This is a genomic window from Streptomyces sp. CB02058, from assembly GCF_001905505.1.
Taxonomy (GTDB): Bacteria; Actinomycetota; Actinomycetes; order Streptomycetales; family Streptomycetaceae; genus Streptomyces.
Genome location: NZ_LIPG01000001.1, coordinates 282,125 through 304,855, shown reverse-complemented (window position 1 = coordinate 304,855; position 22,731 = coordinate 282,125). Strand labels below are relative to the sequence as shown.

The window sequence follows — 22,731 nt, the reverse complement described above, 5'->3', positions numbered from 1 at the left end:
GGCCGCGCAGGGGATCAGCCCAGCGCGTCGTCGAGCAGGGCCGCCCACTGCGTGACGACGCGGCGCCGTCGCGCCCCGTCGTCCGTCAGCAGGTTGGCGAGGCCGAGGCCCCGGGCCATGTCGAGGAGGCCCTGCACCGTCTCGCGGACCCCGGGGCGGGTCTCGTCGGCGCCGAGGAGGCCGACGGCGATGCGGTGGGTCTCCCGGCCGACGCGGGCCTCGAGTTCGGTGACCCGGGGCCGGAGCTGCTCCTCGTTCGAGGCCGCGACCCAGAGCTGGAGCGCGGCCCGGAAGAGCGGGCCGGTGTAGAGGTCGACGAGCGCGCCGACGACTTCCGCGCGGCCCTGGACGGGCAGGGCGCGCAGGGCGGCCGAGCGTTCCTCGGCGACGTATTCGACGGCGCCGGTGAACAGGTCCTCACGGGTGGGGAAGTGGTGCTGGGCGGCGCCGCGCGAGACCCCGGCGTGTTCGGCGACGACGGAGACGGTGGAGCCCGCCCAGCCGTGTTCGGCGAGGCAGGCCACCGCTGATGCCAGGAGCCGCTGCCGGGTGGCGCGGCTCCTGTCCTGCTTCGGGGAGGTCACAGCACCCATGAGGGATCCCGTCGTTCCAGGAAGGCCGTCATCCCCTCCCGTGCGTCGTCGGAGGCGAAGAGCGCTGCGGAGCGGGTGACGAGATCTTCGGCGTACTGGTCGAAGCCACGCAGCACAGTAGCCGTGACCAGCTCCTTCGATGCCGCCAGCCCCTGGGGGGAGGCCCTGCGCAGTCCGTCCAGTACCGGTACGAGCGCCTTGTCCACATCCTCGGCGGCGATGCTCACGAGGCCGATGCGGGCGGCCTCCGGTCCGTCGAAGCGTTCGCCCGTGAGGTAGTAGCGGGCGGCGGCGCGCGGGTCGAGGCGGGGCAGCAGCGGCAGGGAGATGACGGCGGGGGCGAGGCCGAGGCGGGACTCGGTGAGGGCGAAGGTGGCATCCGCTCCCGCCGCCGGGATGTCGCAGGCCGCGAGGAGCCCGAGGCCGCCGGCCCGGACATGACCCGTGACCCGGGCGACGACGGGCTTGGGCAGGGCGACGATCGCCCGCATCAGGGCGACGAACGCCGCCGGTTCGGGTGGTGCGGTCAGGTCGGCGCCCGCGCAGAAGGTGGTGCCGGTGTGGGTGAGGACGACGGCCCGCACGGAGTCGTCGGCCGCGCAGCCGGCCAGGGCTTCGGTCAGTTCTCCGACGAGACGCGCGGAGAGCGCGTTGCGCTTGGCGGGTGCGTCGAGGGTGAGCGTGGTGATGCCGCGCTCGTGGACGGGGGGTGCCAGGGTCATCGCTGCTTCTCCCGGTCGCGCAGCTCCCGCCGCAGGATCTTGCCGGACACCGCTCGGGGCACGGCCTCGATGAACTCCGCCTGTCTGACCTTCTTGTACGGGGACACCCGGTCGGCGACATAGGCGATGACGTCGTCCTCGCCGAGGTCCTCGGCGCCGGGGGCGCGGACCAGGAACGCCTTGGGGACCTCGTTGCCGTCGGCGTCGTACACCCCGATGACGGCGGCGTCGGCGATCGACGGGTGGGTCAGGAGGAGTGCCTCCAGGTCGGCGGGGGCCACCTGGTAGCCCTTGTACTTGATGAGTTCCTTGACCCGGTCGACGACGTACAGCCAGCCGGCCTCGTCGACCCTCCCCACGTCCCCGGTGTGCAGCCAGCCGTCCTCGTCGATCATGGCGGCGGTGGCGTCGGGGCGGCCGAGGTAGCCCTTCATCACCTGGGGGCCGCGGATGAGGATCTCGCCGGGGGTGTCGAGGGGGACGTCGATGCCGGGGTCGGTGAGCGAGACGATCCGCATCTCCGTGCCGGGCAGCATCTTCCCGACGGTGCCCGGCGGCGGGTTCTCCGCGTCGAGGGGCACGACATGGGTGCCGGGCGAGAGTTCGGTCATGCCGTAGGCCTGCCGTACGGCGGGTACGCCGAGCCGGGTGGAACAGGCCGCGGCGAGTTCGGCGTCCAGGGGGGCCGCGGCGCTGACGATGTACTCCAGCGACGAGAGGTCGTAGTCGCCGACGAGCGGGTGCTTGGCGAGGGCCAGGACGATGGGCGGGGCGACGTACAGGCCCGCGATGCGGTGGGTCTGGATCGTCTCGAGGAACTGGGTGAGGTCGAAGCGGGGCAGGACGACGACCGTGGCGCCGTAGCGCAGCGGTCCGTTCATGAGCGCGGTCAGCCCGTAGATGTGGAAGAACGGCAGCACGGCCAGGATGCGGTCGCGTTCGCCGAGGGGGACGAAGGGGCGGAGTTGCTCCAGGTTGGTGGCGATGGAGCGGTGGGTGAGCATGACGCCCTTGGGGGTGCCGGTGGTGCCCGAGGAGTACGGGAGCACGGCGACGTCCTCGGCCGGGTCGAAGGTGATCTCCGGTTCGGCGGCGGTGGAGGCGAGCATGTCGAGTACGGAGGTGTGGCCCTCGGCCTGGTCGCAGACGTAGATCTGCTCGATGCCCCCCGCGATCCGTGCGGCGCCGCGGGCGACGTCGAGCAGCGGGGAGACGGTGACGATCCAGCGGGCCGCGGAGTCCTGGAGCTGCTTGGCGAACTCCTCGGCGGTGGCCAGCGGGTGGATGGTGGTGACGGTGGCACCGGCCCTGGTCGCCCCGTAGAAGACGGGCGGGTAGGCGATCGTGTTGGGGCTGTGCAGCGCGAGGACGTCGCCCTTGCGCAGTCCGGCATCGGCGAGGAAGGCGGCGATGCGCCGGTGGAAGGTGTCGAGCTGGGCGTAGGTGACGGTCATCCCGTTGGTCCCGTCGACCAGGGCCGGGGTGTCACCGAAGTCCGCGGCGTTCCCGAGGACGGCTTCGTGGATGGGTGTATCGAGGGCCGGGACATCTGCGTACTCGCTGTGGAACACCATGGCGGTCCCCTTCGACGCGGGTGGAGAGCCAGAATCGCCCCTGCGGGAGCGGTTGGGGAGACCCGTGACACGACCGAGGACGTCAGTACGACTTCGGCAGGCCCAGGGTCTGGTGGGAGACGTAGTTCAGGATCATTTCGCGGCTGACGGGTGCGATACGGGAGACGCGCGCGGCGGTGACGAGGGAGGCGAGTCCGTACTCGCGGGTGAGGCCGTTGCCGCCGAGGGTGTGGACGGCCTGGTCGACGGCCCGGACGCATGCTTCGGCCGCGGCGTACTTCGCCATGTTGGCGGCCTCGCCCGCGCCGGTGTCGTCGCCGTCGTCGTAGAGCCTGGCGGCCTTCTGCATCATCAGCCGGGAGAGTTCCAGCTCGATGTGCGCCTGGGCGAGCGGGTGGGCGATGGCCTGGTGGGCGCCGATGGGCGCGCCCTTCCAGACGGTGCGGGTCTTCGCGTAGTCCACGGCCCGCTCGACGGCGTAGCGGCCCATGCCGATGGCGAAGGCGGCGCCCATGATGCGTTCGGGGTTCAGCCCGGCGAAGAGCTGGAGCAGGCCCGCGTCCTCGTCGCCCACGAGGGCGTCGGCGGGCAGCCTCACGTCGTCGAAGGTCAGCTCGAACTGCTTCTCGGCCGCGTGGAGTTCCATGTCGATGTGGGTGCGGGTGAAGCCGGGGGTGTCGCGGGGGACGATGAAGAGGCAGGGCTTGAGGCTGCCGGACTTCGCGTCCTCGGTGCGGCCGACGATCAGGGTGGCGTCGGAGATGTCGACGCCGGAGATGAAGACCTTGCGGCCGCTGAGTATCCAGCCTCCCCCGTCGTCGCGGCGCGCGGTGGTGGTGATGCGGTGCGAGTTGGAGCCGGCGTCGGGCTCGGTGATGCCGAAGGACATGGTGAGGGAGCCGTCGGAGAGACCGGGCAGCCAGGCCCGCTTCTGGGCCTCGGTGCCGAAGCGGGCGATGACGGTGCCGCAGATCGCCGGGGAGACGACCATCATGAGCAGGGGGCTGCCCGCCGCGCCGAGCTCCTCCAGGACGATGGAGAGCTCGGCCATGCCGCCGCCTCCCCCGCCGTACTCCTCGGGGAGGTTGACGCCGAGGTAGCCGAGCTTGCCCGCCGCCTCCCAGAGTTCGCGCGGGTGCTCGCCCTTGCGGGCCAGATCGGTGGTGTAGTCGCGGCCGAAGCGCTTGCCGAGGGCGGCGACCGCGGCGCGCAGCGCCTGGTGCTCCTCGGTTTCGAGGACGGTGCTCATGGTGTCGTCTCCTCCTGGTGCGCGGGGGCGTTCGCGGGGGCGTCCTGTACGACGGCGAGCAGCGCGCCGACCTCGACCTGGAGTCCGGGGGCGGCGTGGAGCGCGGTGAGGGTGCCGGAGGCGGGGGCGAGGATGCGGTGTTCCATCTTCATCGCCTCCAGCCAGATCAGCGGCTGCCCGGCCTCGACGGCGGCGCCGGGCACGAGTCCCTCGGCGAGGCGGACGACGGTGCCGGGCATGGGGGCGAGCAGGGAGCCGGGTTCGGTGCGTTCGGCGGGGTCGGTGAAGCGGGGCAGGGCGGTGAAGGCGTACGAGCCGGACGCGGTGTCGACATGGACCCGGTCGCCGTGGGCGGTCACGGCGAAGTGCCGTGTCACACCGCCGGTTTCGAGGGTGACGGCACCGGGGCGTACGGCGACGACCCGCTCGCCCGTACCGGGGACGGGGATGCCGTCCCGGCCGGTGCGGTAGGCGATCTCGTACGCGGTGCCGTCGGGCTCGCTCCGGTAGCGCCGGGTCTGCGGCTGCGAGGCGAGGTTGCGCCAGGCCCCGAAGCGGGCGGGTCCGGAGCGGGCGCGGCGGTCGGGTCCGGAGCCGGCGGGAGCGGAGCCGGCGGGGCCTGGGCCGCTTCCCCCGGCCGCGGCCGAGGCGAGGGCCGCCGCCGTGGCGGCGAGGGTGCGGGCCTCCTCCTCCCCGGGGCCGCCGGCCGCCGTCAGCGCGGTCAGGTGCCGGTCGTAGAAGCCGGTGTCCAGGCGTCCCGCGACGAAGTCCGGGTGCCGCAGGGAGCGTACGAGCAGCTCCCGGTTGGTGACCGGTCCGTGGATGCGGGCGCGTTCGAGCGCGCGGGCCAGGAGCCGGACGGCCTCGGTGCGGGTCGGGGCGTGCGCGATGACCTTGGCGAGCATCGGGTCGTAGTGCACCCCGATGGTGTCGCCGCCCGTGTAGCCGGTGTCGAGGCGGATGCCCGGTCCGTCCGGCAGATCGAGTGTGAGCAGTGCTCCGGTCTGCGGCTGCCAGTCACGGGCCGGGTCCTCGGCGTACAGCCGGGCCTCGACGGCGTGCCCTCCGGCCACCGGGGGCGCGGCGGCGGGCAGGGGCGCGCCCTCCGCGACGCGCAGTTGCAGGGCGACGAGGTCGAGCCCGAACACCGCCTCCGTGACGGGGTGTTCGACTTGGAGCCGGGTGTTCATCTCCAGGAAGTACGGGCGCCCTTCGGCCGAGACGAGGAACTCGACGGTCCCCGCGCCCCGGTACCCCACCGCCTGGGCGGCGGCGACCGCCGCGTCGTGGAGCCGCCCGCGCAGCGCCTCGCCGAGGCCGGGCGCGGGGGCCTCCTCGATGACCTTCTGGTGGCGGCGCTGGAGCGAGCAGTCGCGGGTGCCGAGCGCCCACACCGTCCCCTCGCCGTCCGCCATGACCTGGACCTCGACGTGCCGGCCCCGCTCGACGTAGGGCTCGGCGAAGACCTCGCCGTCCCCGAAGGCGCTCGCCGCCTCGGCGGACGCGGCGGTCAGCTCCTGGGGCAGCACGGCCAGGTCCCGCACGATCCGCATCCCGCGCCCGCCCCCGCCCGACGCCGCCTTCAGCAGCAGGGGGAGGTCCGAGGCCGTGGCGCTCCCCGGGTCGACGGGGGCGAGGAGGGGGACCCCGGCGGCGGCCATCAGTTCCTTGGCCCGGGTCTTGGACGCCATCAGCTCGATGGCCTTGACCGGCGGTCCGACCCAGACGAGGCCCGCGTCCTGCACGGCGCCCGCGAAGCCGGCGTTCTCCGAGAGGAAGCCGTATCCCGGGTGCACGGCGTCGGCCCCCGCGGCGAGCGCCGCGGCGACGACGAGGTCGCCGCGCAGATAGGTCTCGGAGGGCGCGTTCCCCGGCAGGCGTACGGCGGTGTCGGCCTCGCGCACATGCAGGGCGCCGGCGTCCGCGTCGGAGTACACGGCGACGGTGGCGATGCCGAGCTCGCGGCAGGTGCGAAAGATCCGGCAGGCGATCTCGCCCCGGTTGGCGACCAGCAGTGTGGTGATCATCCTCTGCCTCACATCCGGAAGACGCCGAAGCCGCGCGCGCCTTCGACCGGTGCCGTGTGGATCGCGGACAGGCACATCCCGAGGACGGTCCTGGTGTCGCGCGGGTCGATGACCCCGTCGTCGTACAGCCGCCCCGAGAGGAACATCGGCAGCGACTCGGACTCGATCTGCTGCTCCACCATGGCGCGCAGCCCGGCGTCGGCCTCGTCGTCGTAGGGCAGCCCCTTCGCGGCGGAGGAGGCGCGGGCGACGATCGAGAGGACGCCCGCGAGCTGCTGGGGGCCCATGACCGCGGACTTGCTGCTGGGCCAGGCGAAGAGGAAGCGCGGGTCGTAGGCCCGGCCGCACATGCCGTAGTGGCCGGCGCCGTAGGAGGCGCCCATCAGCACGGACAGGTGCGGGACCCTGGAGTTCGACACCGCGTTGATCATCATCGCGCCGTGCTTGATGATGCCGCCCTGTTCGTACTCCTTGCCGACCATGTAGCCGGTGGTGTTGTGGAGGAAGAGGAGCGGGATGTCGCGCTGGTTGGCCAGCTGGATGAACTGCGCCGCCTTCTGCGACTCCTCGCTGAACAGCACGCCCTGGGCGTTGGCGAGGATACCGACGGGATAGCCGTGCAACCGCGCCCAGCCGGTGACCAGGCTCGTCCCGTAGAGCGGCTTGAAGGCGTCGAAGTCCGAGCCGTCGACGAGCCGGGCGATGACCTCGCGCGGGTCGAAGGGGACCTTGAGGTCGCCGGGCACGATGCCGATCAGCTCGTCCTCGTCGTACTTCGGCGGCTCCGCCGGGCCCGGATCGGGGTGCGCCTTGCGCCAGTTGAGCCGTGCGACGATCCGCCGGGCCTGGCGCAGCGCGTCGTGCTCGTCCAGGGCGTAGTGGTCGGCGAGGCCCGAGGTGCGGGCGTGCATCTCGGCGCCGCCGAGCGACTCGTCGTCGCTCTCCTCGCCGGTGGCCATCTTCACCAGGGGCGGGCCGCCGAGGAAGACCTTGGACCGCTCCTTGATCATGACCGTGTGGTCGGACATCCCGGGGACGTACGCCCCGCCGGCCGTGGAGTTCCCGAACACGACCGCCACGGTGGGGATTCCGGCGGCGGAGAGCCGGGTGAGGTCGCGGAAGAGCGCCCCGCCGGGTATGAAGATCTCCTTCTGCGAGGGCAGGTCGGCGCCGCCGGACTCCACGAGGGAGACGCAGGGCAGCCGGTTGGCGAAGGCGATCTCGTTGGCGCGCAGGGCCTTCTTCAGGGTCCAGGGGTTGGAGGCGCCGCCGCGTACGGTCGGGTCGTTGGCGGTGATCAGGCATTCGACGCCCTCGACGATCCCGATCCCGGTGACGAGGGACGCCCCGACTGCATAGTCGCTGCCCCAGGCGGCCAGCGGGGACAGTTCGAGGAACGGGGTGTCCGGGTCGACCAGCAGCTCGATCCGCTCGCGGGCGAGGAGCTTGCCGCGCCCCCGGTGCCGCGCGGTGTACTTCTCGCCGCCGCCCGCCAGGGCCTTGGCGTGCTCGGTGTCCAGTTCGGCGAGCTTGGCGAGCATGGCCTCGCGGTTCGCGGCGTGGTCGGGCCCGGTGGTGTCGAGTGCGGTGGGCAGGACGCTCATGCGGTCACCTCCGTTTCGTCCAGCAGCTGTACGGGGACGGGGACATGCCGGGAGCGCAGCCACTCCCCCACCGCCTTGGCCTGCGGATCGAAGCGGGCCTGCGCGGCCACGCCCTCACCGAGGAGGCCCCGCACGACGAAGTTGAGCGCCCGCAGTCCGGGCAGGACATGGCGTACGACGGTGAGCCCCGCGGTCTCCGGCAGCAGTTCCCGGAACCGCTCGACGGTCAGCTCGTGGGCCAGCCACCGCCAGGCCTCGTCCGTGCGGACCCAGACGCCGACGTTGGCGTCCCCGCCCTTGTCGCCGCTGCGGGCCCCGGCGACGTGTCCGAGGGGCACGGTCCGGGTGGGTCCTGCGGGAAGCGGTTCGGGCAGGGCCGGTTCGGCGACCTCGGTGAGTTCCCGGTACGGACCGGTCGCCGGGACGGTCTCCCGGGACCCGTCGGGCAGCACGGCGACGTGCTCGACCTCGCCGGCCGGTACGTACGCGGCCTCGAAGACCCCGTACGGCGCGCCCTTCCCCGGTGGGGCGGTCACATGGAAGCCCGGGTAGCTGCCGAGCGCCAGCTCGACGGCCGCCCCGGAGACCGCCCGGCCGACCGCGTCCGCGTCCGGGTCGCGCACGACGAGACGGAGCAGGGCGCTCGCGGTCTCCTCGGTGGCGGCGTCGGCCCGGTCGGTGCGGGCGAGCTCCCAGCGCACCTCGGCGGGCTTGGAACCGGCCCGGTCGAGGGCGTCGGCGAACTGCTCCCGCACCAGACGGGACTTGGCCTCGATGTCGAGGCCGGTGAGCACGAACACGACCTCGTTGCGCCACCCGCCGAGCCTGTTCAGCCCGACCTTGAGCGTGGGCGGCGGGGCCTCGCCGCGTACGCCGTCGATCCGCACCCGGTCGGGCCCGTCCTGCGTGAGCCGTACGGTGTCGAGCCGGGCGGTGACGTCGGGTCCCGCGTAGCGGGCGCCGGTGGTCTCGTACAGCAGTTGCGCGGTGACGGTGCCGAGGTCGACGACCCCGCCGGTGCCTTCGTGCTTGGTGATGACGCTGCTGCCGTCCTCGTGGATCTCGGCGAGCGGGAACCCCGGGCGGCGGACGTCGTGGTCGCCGAAGAAGGCGTAGTTGCCGCCGGTCGCCTGGGTCCCGCACTCCAGGACGTGCCCGGCGACGACGGCTCCCGCGAGGGCGTCGTGGGCGTCGGGACCCCAGCCGAAGTGGGCGGCGGCGGGCCCGGTGACGAGGGCGGCGTCGGTGACCCGGCCCGTGACGACGATGTCGGCCCCGGCGCGCAGACAGGCGGCGATGCCCGCGCCGCCGAGGTAGGCGTTGGCGGTGAGGTGTCCCTCGGGCACGGGCCGGCTGTCGCCCTCGACGTGCGCGACCCGCACGGGGACGCCGGTCCGCTCGGCCAGTTCCCTTACGGCGTCGGCGAGTCCGGCCGGATTCAGCCCGCCGGCGTTGGTGACGATCCTCACCCCGCGCTCGTGGGCGAGCCCGAGGCTCTCCTCCAGCTGCCGCAGGAACGTCGAGGCGTATCCGCGCCCGGGGTCCTTGAGGCGGCTGCGGCCCAGGATCAGCATGGTGAGTTCGGCGAGGTAGTCCCCGGTCAGGACGTCGAGCGGACCGCCGGTGAGCATGTCGCGGACGGCGTCGAACCGGTCGCCGTAGAAGCCGGACGCGTTACCGATGCGCAGCGGCCGGGTCATCGGTCCGCCTTCGGGGACCGTCCGGGTCCGGCCGGCCCGGCGAAGGCCTGCGCGATGTCCAGCCACCGGTCGGCGTCCGCGCCGACGGCCTCGACGGCGAGGTCGTCGCGGTGGGCGCGCTGGGTGACGAGCAGGCAGAAGTCGAGGAGCGGCCCGGTGACCCGCTGGGCGGCGTCCTCGGGCCCGTACACCGTCGATACGCCGTCCTCGGCCAGCAGTTCCACCCGGAACTGCTCGGCGGGCGGTTGCAGGCCCCGGACGAAGTAGGCGTAGTCCCGGGCCCGTACGCCGATCCTGGCGACGTGCCGCAGCCGGGCGGTCGGCTTGCGGGCGACGCCGAGCGCGTCGGCGACGTCCTGGCCGTGCGCCCAGGTCTCCATGAGCCGCGCGGACGCCATCGAGGCGATGCTCATGGGCGGCCCGTACCAGGGCAGTTTCGTCCCCGCGGGCGCGGCGCGCAGGGCCTCCTGGAGCCGGGCCCGCCCCTCTCGCCACTCCACGAGCAGCGCCTGGGGCGTGAGGGCGGCGACGGCCTCATCGGCGGCCTCGTCGACGAAGCTCCCGGGTGCGGCCAGGGCTCTGTCGACCTCGGCGGCGAAGGCGTCGGGCTCGGTGGCGGCGACCAGGGCCACCTCGTCGGTCCAGTTGAGGTGAGCGATCTGGTGGGCGACGGTCCATCCCTCGGCGGGCGTCGGCGCGGTCCACTCCTGTGCACTCAACCCGGCTACCAGCAGGTCGAGTTCGTCGCTCTCCTCACGCAGGTCGTCGAGCACGGCGGCGGTCACGGCCGATGCGTCGGGCACGGTGCGCTCCCCTCGGGGCGTGGCGGTGTGCCCCGGAGCATGCCAGCGGCCCATAAAACAAGCAAGCATGCTTGCATGATTTATTTCGGGGCGCGTACTCCGGGCCTTCGGGCGGGCGGCGGTCAGCCGACGTGACAGCCGGGCACGGAGGGCCGGCGCACGGTCAGCACCACGGGTCCTTGAAGTCGCCCAGCAGCCACCCGTGGTCCAGGGCCGCGTCCACTGCCGCATGCCCCCCGTACACACCGTCGCCCATGCCGGACGCAACGAGGCCCTCCGTCACGCCCGGCCTCGTTCACACCGCTGACGCCCGGTTTCACCGCGTTCCGCATTCTGCCCGTGGACGGCTGAGCGGCTCCCGGCTCACTCCCCGCGGTCGCCCTCGGCCTGCGAGGGTTCGGTCCGCGGGACGTCAGGGTGCGTTTCGGGGGCCCGGCCTCGCTCCGCCGGCTCGTCGCGCTCCCCTTCGGCCTGCGAGGGGGTGTGCGAGTACAGCCCGGCGTACTCGTCGGTTTCCTTGGTGGCTCCCATGCGCGGGCCTCCTTCCTCGGCTCCTTCCATCGTCCCTCCGGCGCCCCGTCCCGGCACGGTGGACCCTGTGCCGGGAGCGGGCGCGAGGGGCTCGTCAGTGCCCCTTCGACGCCGCTTCGGCCATCTTCGCCGTGGTGCTGGCACCGTCCAGCGCCTCGCGGATGATGTCGGCGTGCCCGCTGTGGTGGGCGATCTCGCGGAAGATGTGCCACAGGACGCGGCGGACGGTCCAGACGACCGGCTCCGGGGGCGACCAGGGGTACTGGGGCAGCGTGACCTCGCGGTCGAGGTCGACCTCCTCGCGCACCGTGCGGTCGAAATCGGCCGCCGCCGCGTGGAAGGCCTCCAGAAGCCCGGGCACCGTCTCGTCGTCGGTCATCCGGTTGCCGTCGGGGTCGAGGTCCGCCCAGTCGACCTTGGCGGGGGCGGTGCCCTCGACGACGTCGAGCCAGCTGCGCTGCACGAGTCCGAGGTGCTTCAGGAGTCCGCCGAGGGTCAGCTCGCTGACCGTCGTCCGGGCGCGGGCCCCGGCGTCGTCGAGCTCGGCGACGGTGTAGAGAAAGTTCGTGCGCTGGTCCGCCACAAGGGCGAGGAGATCGTCGTGCTCCGGCATGTGTTCCTCCAGGTCGGCCGTCGCGACCACCCTAGGATCGGACGCCCGGCCGCGCAGGGGGAACGCCGAGGTCCCCCCGCGCGACGGCCTCAGCGCTTCCGGGAACGCCGCCCCTGGCTGCGTACGGCGCCCATGCTCGCCCCGATGACCAGGGCGATGGCCAGGGCGTCCGTCGAGGAGAGCGCCTGGTCGAGGATGAGGAAGCCCGCCGTGGCGGCGATGGCCGGTTCGAGGCTCATCAGGATCGCGAAGGTGGGGGCGGGCAGCCTCCGCAGGGCCATCAGCTCCAGGGTGTACGGGAGGACCGAGCTCAGCAGGGCCACGGCGATGCCCAGGCCGAGCGTGGTGGGGACCACGAGCTTCGAGCCGGCCTCCATGATGCCGAGGGGCAGCGAGAGCACCGCCGCCACGACCATGGCCAGCGCCAGGCCGTCCGCCTGCGGGAAGCGGCGGCCGGTGCGGGCGCTGAAGACGATGTACGCCGCCCACATGGCGCCCGCGGCCAGGGCGTACGCCGCTCCGACCGGGTCCAGGCGGTCGAAGCCGCCGCCGCTGAGCAGGGCGACTCCGCCGAGCGCCAGGGCCGCCCAGACGAGGTTGACCAGCCGGCGGGAGGCGACCACGGACAGGACCAGCGGGCCCAGGACCTCCAGGGTGACGGCGGCGCCCAGCGGGATGCGTTCGAGGGACAGGTAGAAGAGCGTGTTCATGGCGCCCATCGCGACGCCGAAGGCCACCACGGTGCCCCAGTCGGCGCGCGAGTGCCCCCGCAGCTTCGGCCGGCAGACGACCAGCAGGACCACCGCCGCGGCGGCGAGCCGGAGTGTGACGACCCCGAGTGCCCCGGCCTCGGGCATCAGCAGGACGGCGACCGCCGCGCCGAACTGGACGGAGAGCCCGCTCGCCACCACCAGCGCGATCGGGCCGAGCGCGGGCCTGCCGCCACCGGGGCGGTCCGGTGCGTCGAGCGCGGCCACCGCCTCCGGTACGGCAACCGCTGCGGCCGGCTCTACGGCAGCGCGCGAGTCCTTCACCAGGAACCTCTCATCCAGTTCGTTCAGCTTCGAGCAGTCCAATACATTGGACCAGGCGTCTACGATACGGCACCAGGGAGGGGTGGCCCGCACCCTCACGTTAGGGACCGGCGCGCCTCCCGTGAAATGCCGATTGCACTCCCGTTATGCTCCGGGCGCATGAGCACTGGACACGGCACGGGCAACGGCGGGCGAGGGATCGAGATCCGTCATCTGCGGGCCTTCCTGGCCATCGCCGACGAGGGCAGCGTCACCCGCGCGGCCACCCGGCTCCGGGTCACCCAGCCCGTCGTCTCCCGTACGCTCGCCGCCCTCGAGAGGGCGCTGGGTGTGCGGCTCGTCGACCGGTCGACCCACCACCTCGCCCTGACCCCCGAGGGCGTCGCCTTCCGCGACAAGGCCACCGCCGCGGTCGGCGCCTTCGACGAGGCCCTCGATCCCGGACGGCTGCGGCACTGGCCGCTGCGGCTCGGGCACGCCTGGTCCGCGTTCGGCCCGTACACCACGCCGCTGCTGCGGACCTGGCAGCAGCGGTATCCCTCGACCCCGCTCGAACTGCTGCGCATCGACGACCGTACGGCGGGGCTCACCCGGGGCGAGGTGGACGCGGCACTGCTGCGCGGGCCGGTGGACACCCCGGGCCTGGCCACCGAGGTGCTGTTCACGGAGGGCCGGGTGGCCGCCGTCGCCGCCGACGGACCGCTCGCCGGCCGCCCCTCGCTCTCGCTGGCCGACCTCACCGGCGCCCCCGTCGTCCTGAACACCGTCTCGGGGGCCACCACGCTCGGCCTCTGGCCGTCCGACGCGCGCCCCGCCGCCACCCTCACGGTCGCCAACACCGACGACTGGCTCACCGCGATCGCGGCCGGCCGCGGCAACGGGGTCTCGGGGGCGTCCACCGCGGGGATGCACCCGCACGCGGGGGTCACCTATGTGCCGCTGGACGACGCCCCGCCGCTGCCCGTCCTGCTGGCCCGCAGGGACGGGCCGGGCCATCCGGCGCTGCCCCGGCTTGCGGCGCTCGCCCGGGAGATCGTGGCGCGCGAACAGCGGGAACCACCGGGAAATTCCACGCCACAGGAGGAATGAAGCCTGACAGCAAGGGAGTTGGCAGACCTGTACCGGTCGGGTCGATCAGCTCTGGGGGCACTCATGACGGACACAGGCGGCACCATCACCGTGCACGGCACGGCAGCGGCGGGCTTCGAGGGCGTACGGGAGGAGTTCGCCGCCGTACTCGCCGCGGACCACACGGAGCCCGGCGGCCAGCTCGCGGTGTACCGGGACGGCCGGCTCGTGGTGGACCTGTGGGCCGGGGAGGGCATCGACGGGGACTCGCTGCCCGCCGTGTACTCCTCCACCAAGGGCGCCGCCCATCTCGTCGTGGCCATGCTCATCCAGGACGGCGTCATCGATCCGGAGCGTACGGTCGCCTCGTACTGGCCGGAGTTCGCCGAGGGCGGCAAGGGTGAACTGACCGTCCGCGAGCTGGTGGCGCACCGGGCCGGGCTGGTCTGGGCGGACGGCGGCTTCACGGCGGAGGAGCTGGCCGACGACCGGCTGATCGCCGCGCGGCTGGCCGGACAGCGGCCCTACTGGACGCCCGGCACGGAGTACGGCTACCACGCGCTCGTGATCGGCGCCCTCACCGGCGAGGTGGTCCGGCGGGCCACCGGACGGTCCGTCCAGGAGCTTTTCGAGGAGCGGGTGCGCGCGCCGTACGGACTGGACTTCCACCTGGGCCTGCCCGAGGCACTGGAGTCCCGCTACGTGGACATCAGGCCCGGCGTCCCCACCCCGGAGCAGGCGGCGGAGATGGCGGCGAACCCGCTCGACCCGGACAGCCTCCGCGCACTCGCGTTCGGCTTCGCCGGGAACCCGCCGCTCGATCTCATCGCCCTCGTCAACAACCGTGCGCTGCGCGCGCTCGGCCCGGCGTCGGTCGGCGGCGTCGGCTCGGCGCGGGGGCTCGCGGGCATGTACGCCGCCGCCGTCACCGGGCTGGACGGCCGGGCGCCGCTCCTCACCCCGGAGACCGTGGCCGAGGCCGGCCGGGTGCGGTGGAAGGGCACCGACCTGGTGACCGGCGAGACCGACCACTTCGCGTTCGGCTTCGAGGCGTCGCAGGCGTCCTACCCGGCCCTGGGCGAGGGCGCCTTCGGCCACTCCGGAGCGGCGGGCTCGCAGGCGTACGCCGACCCCGCGAGCGGAGTGGCCTACGGCTACACCCGGCGCCGCTTCGCCCTGCCGGGCGGTGCGGCCCCGGAGAACGAGCGGCTCTCGGCGGCCGTGAGCGAGGCCGTCGCGAAGCTCTGACACCCGGGACCGTACGTCCACGGCTCCACCAGGACCTCGACGGCGACGATGCGCCCCGTCCGCCCGGCACGGCGCACCCACGGGCGGCGTCGAACACCCGGGCCTCCGAGGCCCGGACGGCACCCGGCCCGCGAACGGCACCCGTCCTCCGGACAGCACCCCGTCCCCGAACGACGCCCGGCCCCCGCACGATGTGCGGGGCCGGGCGCGGTCGCGAGGGGGTTACTTGGCGCAGACCGCCTTGTCCGCCTCCACCCGCTGGATGTCCTCCGGCGCCTTCTGCGGGGCCGAGAGCGGGCTGCCCGCCTCGGTGAAGTCCGGGCCGAGCGTCAGCACCATCGGGTCCATCTCGCCCGCGTCCGTCGTCGTCGGCTTGAGGGCCGAGGCCGACAGGCCCATCATGTCGGCCAGCCGCCGGGCCTGGTCGGCCTGGTTGGGGGCGTAGACGAGCTGGGTCTTCTTCACGTCCGCGGGGGCGTTGGCCTTGTTCGTGGACTTCAGCACGCCTTCCTCGTTCTGCAGCCAGTCCAGGGCGGCCTGTGCGGAACCGGCGGGGGCACCGCCGTTGAAGACGTCGACCCGCACGTCCGCCGGGTCGGCCATGTCGCCCTTCAGCTTGGCGTCCGCCGCCGCCTTCGCCTCGGCCTTCTCCTGCTTGGCCACGGCGGTGAAGGAGACGTCCTCACGCATCATCGAGAAGACCTGGGGGGCCTTGGACTCGTCGAGGATGACGGTCGCCTTGTCGTTCGGGTTGTCCAGCACCGGGACCGTGGTGAAGGTGATGTTCTTCGGGTCGACCGAGGCCAGCTCCATGCCCAGCTTGCGCAGCTGGTTGATGTCGGCGATCTTGTCGTCGACCGTGAGCGCCTTGGTGGCCGCTTCCGCGAGGGACCACATCTTGGTGGGGCTCGTCAGGGTGTCGTTGGACTTCAGCTTGCGCATGAGCGAGCCGAGGAACTGCTGCTGGATCTCGATGCGGCTCAGGTCGCTGCCGAACCCGACGGAGTGACGGGTGCGCAGGAAGGCCAGGGCCTGCTCGCCCTGGAGGGTGTGCTCGCCCTTGGACAGCTTGAGGTGCGAGTCCTTGTCGTCGATGTCCTTGGCGAGGCAGACGTCCACACCGTCGACGGCCGTCGTCAGGGACTTGACCGCGTTGAAGTCGGCCACCATGAAGTGGTCGGGCGTGATGCCGGTGAGCTCGGTGACGGTGCGCATGGTGCAGCTGGGGGTGCGGTCGGACTGTCCGAGACTGGTGTTGAAGCGCCCGCCGGTGGTCGCCGGGATGTCCTTCTCGGAGCCGTCCTCCAGTGTGGTCGGACATTCCGGGATGTCCGTTATCAGGTCACGCGGGATGCTCAGCGCGGTGGCGTTCGTCCGGTCCTTGGAGACGTGGAAGAGGATGTTGGTGTCGGCATGGCCGACGCTGCCCGCGTCCCCGTAGCCCTCGTTGCCCGCGCCGGTCCGCTTGTCGGTCCCGATCACCAGGACGTTGATCGCCCGGTCCTTGCTGAAGCCACCGGTGCTCGCGCCGTCGGTGGAGACGGCGGTGATGTTGCCGTTGAAGTGCTGGTAGACGAGATAGCCGGTGGTGCCGACGCCCACCAGCAGGAAGGCGAGCACGCCGCCGGTCCACACCAGGGCCTTCTTCTTGCGCGACTTCTTGGGCTTCGCCTTGCGGCGCCCGGCCGCCGGCGGGGCGCCTCGGCCGCCCGCCCTGCGCCCCTCGTCCCGGTCGCCCGGCCTGCGCCCCTCGTCCCGGTCCCCGCGCCCTCCGCCGGAGCTCCTGCGTCCGCCGCGCTGTCCGGGCACGGCGGCCCGGTCGTCCTCGGGCGGTGTCGCGGGGCCCCTTCCGCGGCGCGGGCCCGGGGTCCTGGCATCGGAGGCACCACGGCCGGAACCGGACGACGCCGACGATCGCCCTGAGGAAGGGGTCAGTCGCAGTTCGTAATCACCGGTGTCCGGATTGAGTACCCACTGGTCTGCGGGGTCGATGCCTTCGTCCCGCCCACGGCCTTGCGCGTCCACGGTTGCTGCGTCCTCCGTCGGGGCCACGCGGCGCCTCCCCCTTCAAGGCGCGCGGTGTGTCTTACGGCAGTGCCCGACCTGGCAGGCCGACTGCACCGGAGCGCTCACACTAGCTGGCCACCGGCCCATGGGCGACGATCGTGACAATTCAAGCTTCACACAGGGGACATATCGCCACATATAGCGCTACTCACCCGCCCGGCGCGGCGCTTGACCCGACGGACATCGCTCGAAGAGATCGGCAAGAGTCCTTTCCAGCCAGATTTCAAACAGAAGTGGCCACAAGGAATCCCCAAACAAGTCGCCAATTCTCCTATAGTTGCCGTGACTTGATCAGGAACAATCAGCTCCAGTTGTGGTTCTTTCACCACCACCACACCGGAACATCCCGATTGCCCCACTTGTCACACCCGCACTTCGCGCAACACCCGCAGCACCCGCACCTCTCGCAGTACCCGCAGTACCCGCACCTGCGTCACACCTGTCCCTTCCTTCGCACCGTCCGCCCCAAGGACTCCGATTGCGCCCTTCACTCCGGCAGACCGCGCTCGCCCTGCTGATCTCGGCAGCCGTTACCGGTTCCCTGTGCCTGTGGGCGGTCTCCGCCGCCCCCGACTCGGTACGGGCCCCGCTGTCGTGGGGGGCGGCAGCAGCCGCCCTGCTGCTGTGCGTCGCGGTGACCGTCACCGTTCACACACTCGCCACCGCGCGCAACCTGCGCGCCCTGCGCGCGGCCGACGCCGAGCGCTTCACCGCCGAGACCTCGCGCCTGGTCTCGACCTCCGCCGCCGAGGCCCAGCGCTTCACCGCCGAGACCGCCCGGATCAGGGCTGCCGCGTCGGCGGAGGCCGCCAGGGTCACCGCCGAGGCGGACGACCGGGCCGCGCGGGTCACCTCCGAGGCCACCGAGCAGCACGAGCGGCTCACCGCCGAGGCCGCCCGGCTGACCGCCCGCGCCCGGCGCAGCGAGACCGAGCGCTCCGCCGCCGTCGCCGCCTGCGCCAACGCCGCGGGCCGGATGCAGGCCCTGGCCACCAGCATGCTGGCCGACCTGCGCGAGATGGAGCACCGGCACACCGCCGAGGACGTGCTCGGCGATCTGCTGCACCTGGACCACCGCACGGCCCAGGCGGGCCGTCTCGCCGACTCCATCGCCGTGCTGACCGGCGCGCGCTCCGGGCGCCGCTGGGCGAAGCCGATCGTCATGGAGTCGATCCTGCGCGGCGCGATGGGCCGGATCGGCGGCTACCAGCGCATCCGCCTCCACTCGACCAGCGATGTCGCGATCGCGGGCCACGCCGCCGAGGGCGTCATGCACGCCCTCGCGGAGATCCTCGACAACGCTGCCAACTTCTCGCCGCCCACCGCCGAGGTCCATGTGTACGTCGAGGAGGTGCCGGCGGGCATCGTCGTCACCGTCGAGGACAGCGGCCTGGTGATGAGCGATGTGCAGCTGCGCCGCGCCGAGCGCGCCGTGTCCGCCGACAACCAGGACCTCACCGCCATCTCCGGCACCCGGCTCGGCCTCGCCGTCGTCGGCCGGCTGGCCCGGAAGCACGGCCTGACCGTCTCCTTCCGGCCCTCGGCGCGCGGCGGTACCGGCGCGCTGATCATGCTGCCGCAGGAGCTCATCTCCCGTACGACGGCTCCCGCGCCCCTCGCGGACGCCGACCGGCGCCCGGAGCCGCAGCCCGAGCCGGAGCCGGACCACTCGACGCCGGGCTCCGAGGGCCGGGCCGCGGACCGTGCCTCGGAGAAGGCGGCGGACGCCGCGGGGTCCGAGCCCCGGACCGCGTCCGGCACGCCGGAGTCCGCGGCCGAATCCACCGGCTCCGTCCCGCAGGTCGGCGAGAGCGGCCTGCCCAAGCGGCGCCGCGGCCGCACCCTGGCCGCCGCCGAAGCCCGTACCGGCAACGCCGCCCCCGGCGACGCCGACTCCCCCCGGCCCCGTACCACCGACCCGAAGGTCCAGGCTGCCCGCTTCAGCACCTTCAGCCAGGCGGTACGTGCCAATTCACCGCACCCGGAAGGCAACACCCGATGAGCGCGACGACCGACGAGAAGCTCAACTGGCTGCTGGAGGGCCTGCTCGACCGCACGCCCGGCGCCCGGCACGCACTGGTCCTGTCCAGGGACGGCCTCAAGCTGTGCCGGACCCCCGAGCTCTCCGTCGACCAGGCCGACCAGCTGGCCGCGATCTCCGCCGGCATCCAGAGCCTGTCGCACGGCGCGTCCATCGAGTTCGGTGACGGCACCGGCGGCGTACGGTCCGCGATGACCGAGTTCTACGGCGGTGTGCTGTTCATCGTCGAAGCGGGTGCGGGCGCCCACCTGGCGGTCGTGGCGGCGGAGGACTCCGACGTCGGCCTCGTCGGCCACAACATGAGCGAGCTCGTCGAGCAGCTCGGCGAATACCTCGTCGCCCCGCCGCGCGCCTCCTCCGACACCGTGGCCACCGCCACGGAGACAGCGGACGTATGACGCAGCTACCGCGCCCCCGCCCCGGCCGCGACGACGATCCGGACCGGCTGTACACCCTCACGGGTGGCCGCAGCCGGTCCGACTCGGCCGCGTTCGACCTGGTCACGCTCGTCGTCGCCGAGTGCGAGCCGAGCGCCGGAATGCAGTCGGAACACGTCGCGATCCTGCGGATGTGCGACAGCCCCACCGCGGTCGTCGAGATCTCGGCAACCCTGAATCTGCCCGTCAGCATCGTCCGCATCATGCTGTGCGACCTGCTCGACACCGGCCGGATCAGCGCCCGCCACCCCCGTACTGCACGTGTCGAGGACCGTCTCCCCGACACCGACACCCTGGAACAGGTGCTCGTTGGACTCCGCAACCTCTGACCGTGCCGCCCTGCAGGCGACGGCCGACAACGGACTGAAGATCGTCGTCGTCGGCGGCTTCGGGGTCGGCAAGACCACCATGGTCCGTTCCGTGAGCGAGATCCGTCCGCTCAACACGGAGGAGACCATGACCCGTGCGGGCGAGGACGTCGACGACCTCGACGGTGTGCACTCCAAGACGTCCACCACGGTCGCCTTCGACTTCGGCCGCATCACGCTCGACGCGCGGTCGGTCCTCTACCTCTTCGGCGCGCCCGGCCAGGAACGCTTCTGGTACCTCTGGGACAGCCTCTTCTCGGGCACCCTGGGCGCCGTCGTCCTCGTCGACACCCGGCGGCTCGCCGACTCCTGGTACGCCATCGACCGGCTGGAGCACCACGGCACGCCGTTCATCGTGGCGTGCAACGACTTCGGCGGTCCGCTCCACACCGAGCAGCAGATCCGCGAGGCGCTGGACCTCTCCCCCGAGGTCCCGCTCGTGGAGTGCGACGCCCGGGACCGTTCGTCCAGCAAGTACGTCCTGATCACGCTGGTCGAGCACCTCTATGCCCTCTCCGTCGCCCGTGAGAAGGGCGCCGGCGCGACCGCGGGCACCAGGACCGCCGCGGCGATGACCCCGGAGCGCACGCCATGACCAAGTGCCCCATGTCCCAGAACTTCGCCCCGCTGTCCGGTCCCCGGTTCCAGACCGACCCCGTGCAGCTGTACCGGGACATGCGCCGGGACAACGGCGCGGTGGCACCCGTCGTGCTCGACGGCGACATCCCCGCGTGGCTGATCCTCGGCTACCGCGAGCTGCACCAGGTGACCAACGACCCGGTGCTCTTCAGCCGGGACTCGGAGCTGTGGAACCAGTGGGAGCACATCCCGGACAACTGGCCGCTGCTGCCGATGATCGGGCGCAAGCAGCCGTCGATCCTCTACACGGTCGGTGAACGGCACACCGTCCGCGCGGCCATGATCAGCAACGCGCTGGAGGCCGTCGACCCGTTCGCGCTCAAGGGGTACGCGGAGGAGTTCGCCGACGACCTCATCGACCGCTTCTGCGCCACCGGCAGGACCGACATCATCGCCGAGTACGCGATGCTGCTCCCCGCCCGTGTCCTCGCGAAGCTCTACGGCTTCAGCGACGAGGTCGGCGGCCCCCTCGTGGGCGCGCTGAACGACATGATCGACGGCCGCGAGCGCGCGCTGGCCGGGCAGCAGCACCTGGGTGCCGCCATGGGGCAGCTCCTCGCCGACAAGCTGGCCGAGCCCGGCGACGACGTCGCGACGCGGATGCTCCAGGACCCGGGCGGCTTCAGCGTCGAGGAGGTCGCCCAGGACCTCATGGTGATGATGGCCGCGGGCCACCAGCCGACCGCCGACTGGATCGGCAACTCGCTGCGGCTGATGCTGACCGACGACCGTTTCGCCGCGTCGCTCTCGGGCGGCCGGCACAGCGTCGGCGAGGCCATGAACGAGGTGCTCTGGGAGGACACGCCCACCCAGAACGTGGCGGGCCGCTGGGCCTCCCGCGACACCCACCTCGGCGGGCGCCACATCCGCGCCGGCGACCTGCTGCTCCTCGGCATCGCCGCCGCCAACGGCGACCCCCAGGTGCGTACCGACGGCTCCGCGCTGACCGGCGGCAACAACGCGTTCCTCTCCTTCGGACACGGTGAGCACCGCTGCCCGTTCCCGGCTCAGGAGACCGCGGAGGTCATCGCCCGTACGGGGATCGAGGTGCTCCTGGACCGGCTGCCGGACGTGGACCTCGCCGTTCCCGCGGACAAGCTGACCCGGCGTCCGTCCCCGTGGCTGCGCGGACTGACGGACCTGCCGGTGCACTTCACGCCCACTCCCGCACTTGGAGGCCAGAAATGACCCGGATCGCCCTCGATCCCTTCGTCGCCGACCTCGACGCCGAGAGCGCCGCGCTGCGCGCCGCGGGCCCGCTGGCCGAGGTGGAGCTCCCCGGAGGGGTGCACTGCTACGCGGTGACGCATCACGCGGAGGCCCGCCAGCTGCTCACCGACAGCCGCGTGGTGAAGGACATCAACGTCTGGAACGCCTGGCAGCGCGGCGAGATCCCGATGGACTGGCCGCTGATCGGCCTCGCCAACCCGGGCCGCTCCATGCTGACCGTCGACGGCGCCGACCACCGCAGGCTCCGCACCCTCGTCGCCCAGGCGCTGACCGTGAAGCGGGTGGAGCGGCTGCGGTCCGGCATCGAGGCGCTGACGAACGCCTCCCTGGACCGGCTGGCGGCGCACCCCAAGGGCGAGCCGGTCGACCTGAAGGCGGAGTTCGCCTATCCGCTGCCGATGAACGTCATCAGCGAGCTGATGGGCGTGGACGCGGCCGACCACCCCCGGCTGAAGGAGCTGTTCGAGAAGTTCTTCTCGACGCAGACCCCGCCGGAGGAGGTCCCGCAGATGATGGCGGACCTCGGCACCCTCTTCACGAAGATCGTCGACGACAAGCGGGCGAACCCGGGCGACGACCTGACCAGCGCCCTGATCGCGGCCTCCGAGGACGGCGACCACCTCACCAACGAGGAGATCGTCAACACGCTGCAGCTGATCATCGCGGCCGGTCACGAGACCACGATCAGCCTGGTCGTCAATGTCGTCGAGGCGCTCCAGACCCACCCCGAGCAGCGCAAGCGCGTGCTGAACGGCGAGGTCCCGTGGGAGAACGTGATCGAGGAGACCCTGCGCTGGAACACCCCGACCTCGCACGTCCTGATCCGCTTCGCGACCGAGGACATCGAGGTCGGCGACAAGATCCTGCCGAAGGGTGAGGGCCTGATCATCTCCTTCGGCGCGCTGGGCCGCGACGAGAAGCAGTACGGGCCCACCGCCGGGGAGTTCGACATCACCCGCTCCCCCAACCGCCACATCGCCTTCGGCCACGGCCCGCACGTCTGCCCGGGCGCCGCGCTGTCCCGGCTGGAGGCGGGGGTCGCCCTGCCCGCGCTGTACGAGCGCTTCCCCGACCTGGACCTCGCGGTCCCGGCCTCCGAGCTGCGGAACAAGCCGATCGTGACCCAGAACGACCTGCACGAGCTCCCCGTCGACCTGGGCTGATCCCGGCGGCTCCTCGATCA

General features: G+C 72.6%; 20 protein-coding genes. 8 read left to right on the top strand and 12 right to left on the bottom strand.

The features are described from left to right. Positions 1–14: 14 nt before the first annotated feature. From AMK10_RS01515 to AMK10_RS01470, 11 genes are all read right to left on the bottom strand, one after another. Complete coding sequence (locus AMK10_RS01515) at positions 15–593, bottom strand: TetR/AcrR family transcriptional regulator (RefSeq protein ID WP_073743994.1); 579 nt, start codon at positions 591–593, stop codon at positions 15–17. Next, positions 581–1,315: an enoyl-CoA hydratase family protein gene (locus tag AMK10_RS01510; RefSeq protein ID WP_073743992.1), complete on the bottom strand. Its 735-nt coding sequence runs from the start codon at positions 1,313–1,315 to the stop codon at positions 581–583. The genes AMK10_RS01515 and AMK10_RS01510 overlap by 13 nt, the downstream gene beginning before the upstream one ends. Then, entirely contained in the window at positions 1,312–2,889 is a 1,578-nt protein-coding gene (locus tag AMK10_RS01505) for a 4-coumarate--CoA ligase family protein (RefSeq protein ID WP_073743990.1), read from the bottom strand. Before AMK10_RS01505 ends, AMK10_RS01510 begins: the two co-directional genes overlap by 4 nt. A gap of 82 nt (positions 2,890–2,971) precedes the next feature. Further along, positions 2,972–4,138: an acyl-CoA dehydrogenase family protein gene (locus AMK10_RS01500; protein ID WP_073743988.1), complete on the bottom strand. Its 1,167-nt coding sequence runs from the start codon at positions 4,136–4,138 to the stop codon at positions 2,972–2,974. Beyond that, positions 4,135–6,165 carry an acetyl/propionyl/methylcrotonyl-CoA carboxylase subunit alpha gene (locus tag AMK10_RS01495; protein WP_073743986.1) on the bottom strand — a complete coding sequence of 677 codons (2,031 nt, stop codon included), beginning with the start codon at positions 6,163–6,165 and terminating at the stop codon, positions 4,135–4,137. Before AMK10_RS01495 ends, AMK10_RS01500 begins: the two co-directional genes overlap by 4 nt. 8 nt (positions 6,166–6,173) lie before the next feature. Then, complete coding sequence (locus AMK10_RS01490; protein WP_073743984.1) at positions 6,174–7,769, bottom strand: acyl-CoA carboxylase subunit beta; 1,596 nt, start codon at positions 7,767–7,769, stop codon at positions 6,174–6,176. Beyond that, positions 7,766–9,469, bottom strand: coding sequence for an acyclic terpene utilization AtuA family protein (locus AMK10_RS01485; protein ID WP_073743982.1), 1,704 nt, complete (start codon positions 9,467–9,469; stop codon positions 7,766–7,768). The genes AMK10_RS01490 and AMK10_RS01485 overlap by 4 nt, the downstream gene beginning before the upstream one ends. Beyond that, a complete protein-coding gene (locus AMK10_RS01480; protein WP_073743980.1) occupies positions 9,466–10,272 on the bottom strand; it encodes a TIGR03084 family metal-binding protein in 807 nt (268 codons plus the stop codon). The genes AMK10_RS01485 and AMK10_RS01480 overlap by 4 nt, the downstream gene beginning before the upstream one ends. Before the next feature lie 363 nt (positions 10,273–10,635). Next, positions 10,636–10,803 (bottom strand): hypothetical protein, encoded by a 168-nt coding sequence (locus AMK10_RS37590; protein ID WP_198959603.1) that lies wholly within the window; start codon positions 10,801–10,803, stop codon positions 10,636–10,638. 94 nt (positions 10,804–10,897) lie between these two features. Continuing rightward, positions 10,898–11,416 carry a mycothiol transferase gene (locus tag AMK10_RS01475; protein ID WP_073743978.1) on the bottom strand — a complete coding sequence of 173 codons (519 nt, stop codon included), beginning with the start codon at positions 11,414–11,416 and terminating at the stop codon, positions 10,898–10,900. 89 nt (positions 11,417–11,505) lie between these two features. After that, positions 11,506–12,450 (bottom strand): EamA family transporter, encoded by a 945-nt coding sequence (locus tag AMK10_RS01470; RefSeq protein WP_073745965.1) that lies wholly within the window; start codon positions 12,448–12,450, stop codon positions 11,506–11,508. Positions 12,451–12,609: 159 nt separating this feature from the next. Here AMK10_RS01470 and AMK10_RS01465 point away from each other — a divergent pair, with 159 nt between their 5' ends. Both AMK10_RS01465 and AMK10_RS01460 read left to right on the top strand, forming a co-directional pair. Then, a complete protein-coding gene (locus AMK10_RS01465) occupies positions 12,610–13,539 on the top strand; it encodes a LysR family transcriptional regulator (RefSeq protein WP_073743976.1) in 930 nt (309 codons plus the stop codon). Positions 13,540–13,602: 63 nt separating this feature from the next. Then, the gene (locus AMK10_RS01460; protein WP_073743974.1) at positions 13,603–14,766 is read left to right on the top strand and encodes a serine hydrolase domain-containing protein; all 1,164 of its coding nucleotides are present in this window, start codon (positions 13,603–13,605) and stop codon (positions 14,764–14,766) included. A gap of 222 nt (positions 14,767–14,988) precedes the next feature. On the opposite strand, the gene AMK10_RS01455 is transcribed toward AMK10_RS01460, so the two are convergent. Further along, the gene (locus AMK10_RS01455) at positions 14,989–16,791 is read right to left on the bottom strand and encodes an LCP family protein (protein ID WP_073745963.1); all 1,803 of its coding nucleotides are present in this window, start codon (positions 16,789–16,791) and stop codon (positions 14,989–14,991) included. Between the two features lie 520 nt (positions 16,792–17,311). On the opposite strand from AMK10_RS01455, the gene AMK10_RS01450 reads away from it, so the two are divergent. Genes AMK10_RS01450 through AMK10_RS01425 form a run of 6 tightly spaced genes read left to right on the top strand, consistent with a single transcriptional unit; the run spans position 17,312 to position 22,711 of the window. Then, positions 17,312–18,835: an ATP-binding protein gene (locus AMK10_RS01450; protein ID WP_073743972.1), complete on the top strand. Its 1,524-nt coding sequence runs from the start codon at positions 17,312–17,314 to the stop codon at positions 18,833–18,835. Further along, positions 18,832–19,272: a roadblock/LC7 domain-containing protein gene (locus AMK10_RS01445; RefSeq protein ID WP_073743970.1), complete on the top strand. Its 441-nt coding sequence runs from the start codon at positions 18,832–18,834 to the stop codon at positions 19,270–19,272. The genes AMK10_RS01450 and AMK10_RS01445 overlap by 4 nt, the downstream gene beginning before the upstream one ends. Continuing rightward, positions 19,269–19,640: a DUF742 domain-containing protein gene (locus AMK10_RS01440; RefSeq protein ID WP_073743968.1), complete on the top strand. Its 372-nt coding sequence runs from the start codon at positions 19,269–19,271 to the stop codon at positions 19,638–19,640. Before AMK10_RS01445 ends, AMK10_RS01440 begins: the two co-directional genes overlap by 4 nt. Beyond that, the gene (locus tag AMK10_RS01435) at positions 19,621–20,274 is read left to right on the top strand and encodes a GTP-binding protein (RefSeq protein ID WP_073743966.1); all 654 of its coding nucleotides are present in this window, start codon (positions 19,621–19,623) and stop codon (positions 20,272–20,274) included. Before AMK10_RS01440 ends, AMK10_RS01435 begins: the two co-directional genes overlap by 20 nt. Next, positions 20,271–21,506, top strand: coding sequence for a cytochrome P450 (locus tag AMK10_RS01430; RefSeq protein WP_073743964.1), 1,236 nt, complete (start codon positions 20,271–20,273; stop codon positions 21,504–21,506). Before AMK10_RS01435 ends, AMK10_RS01430 begins: the two co-directional genes overlap by 4 nt. Continuing rightward, complete coding sequence (locus AMK10_RS01425) at positions 21,503–22,711, top strand: cytochrome P450 family protein (protein ID WP_073743962.1); 1,209 nt, start codon at positions 21,503–21,505, stop codon at positions 22,709–22,711. The genes AMK10_RS01430 and AMK10_RS01425 overlap by 4 nt, the downstream gene beginning before the upstream one ends. Positions 22,712–22,731: the final 20 nt, after the last annotated feature.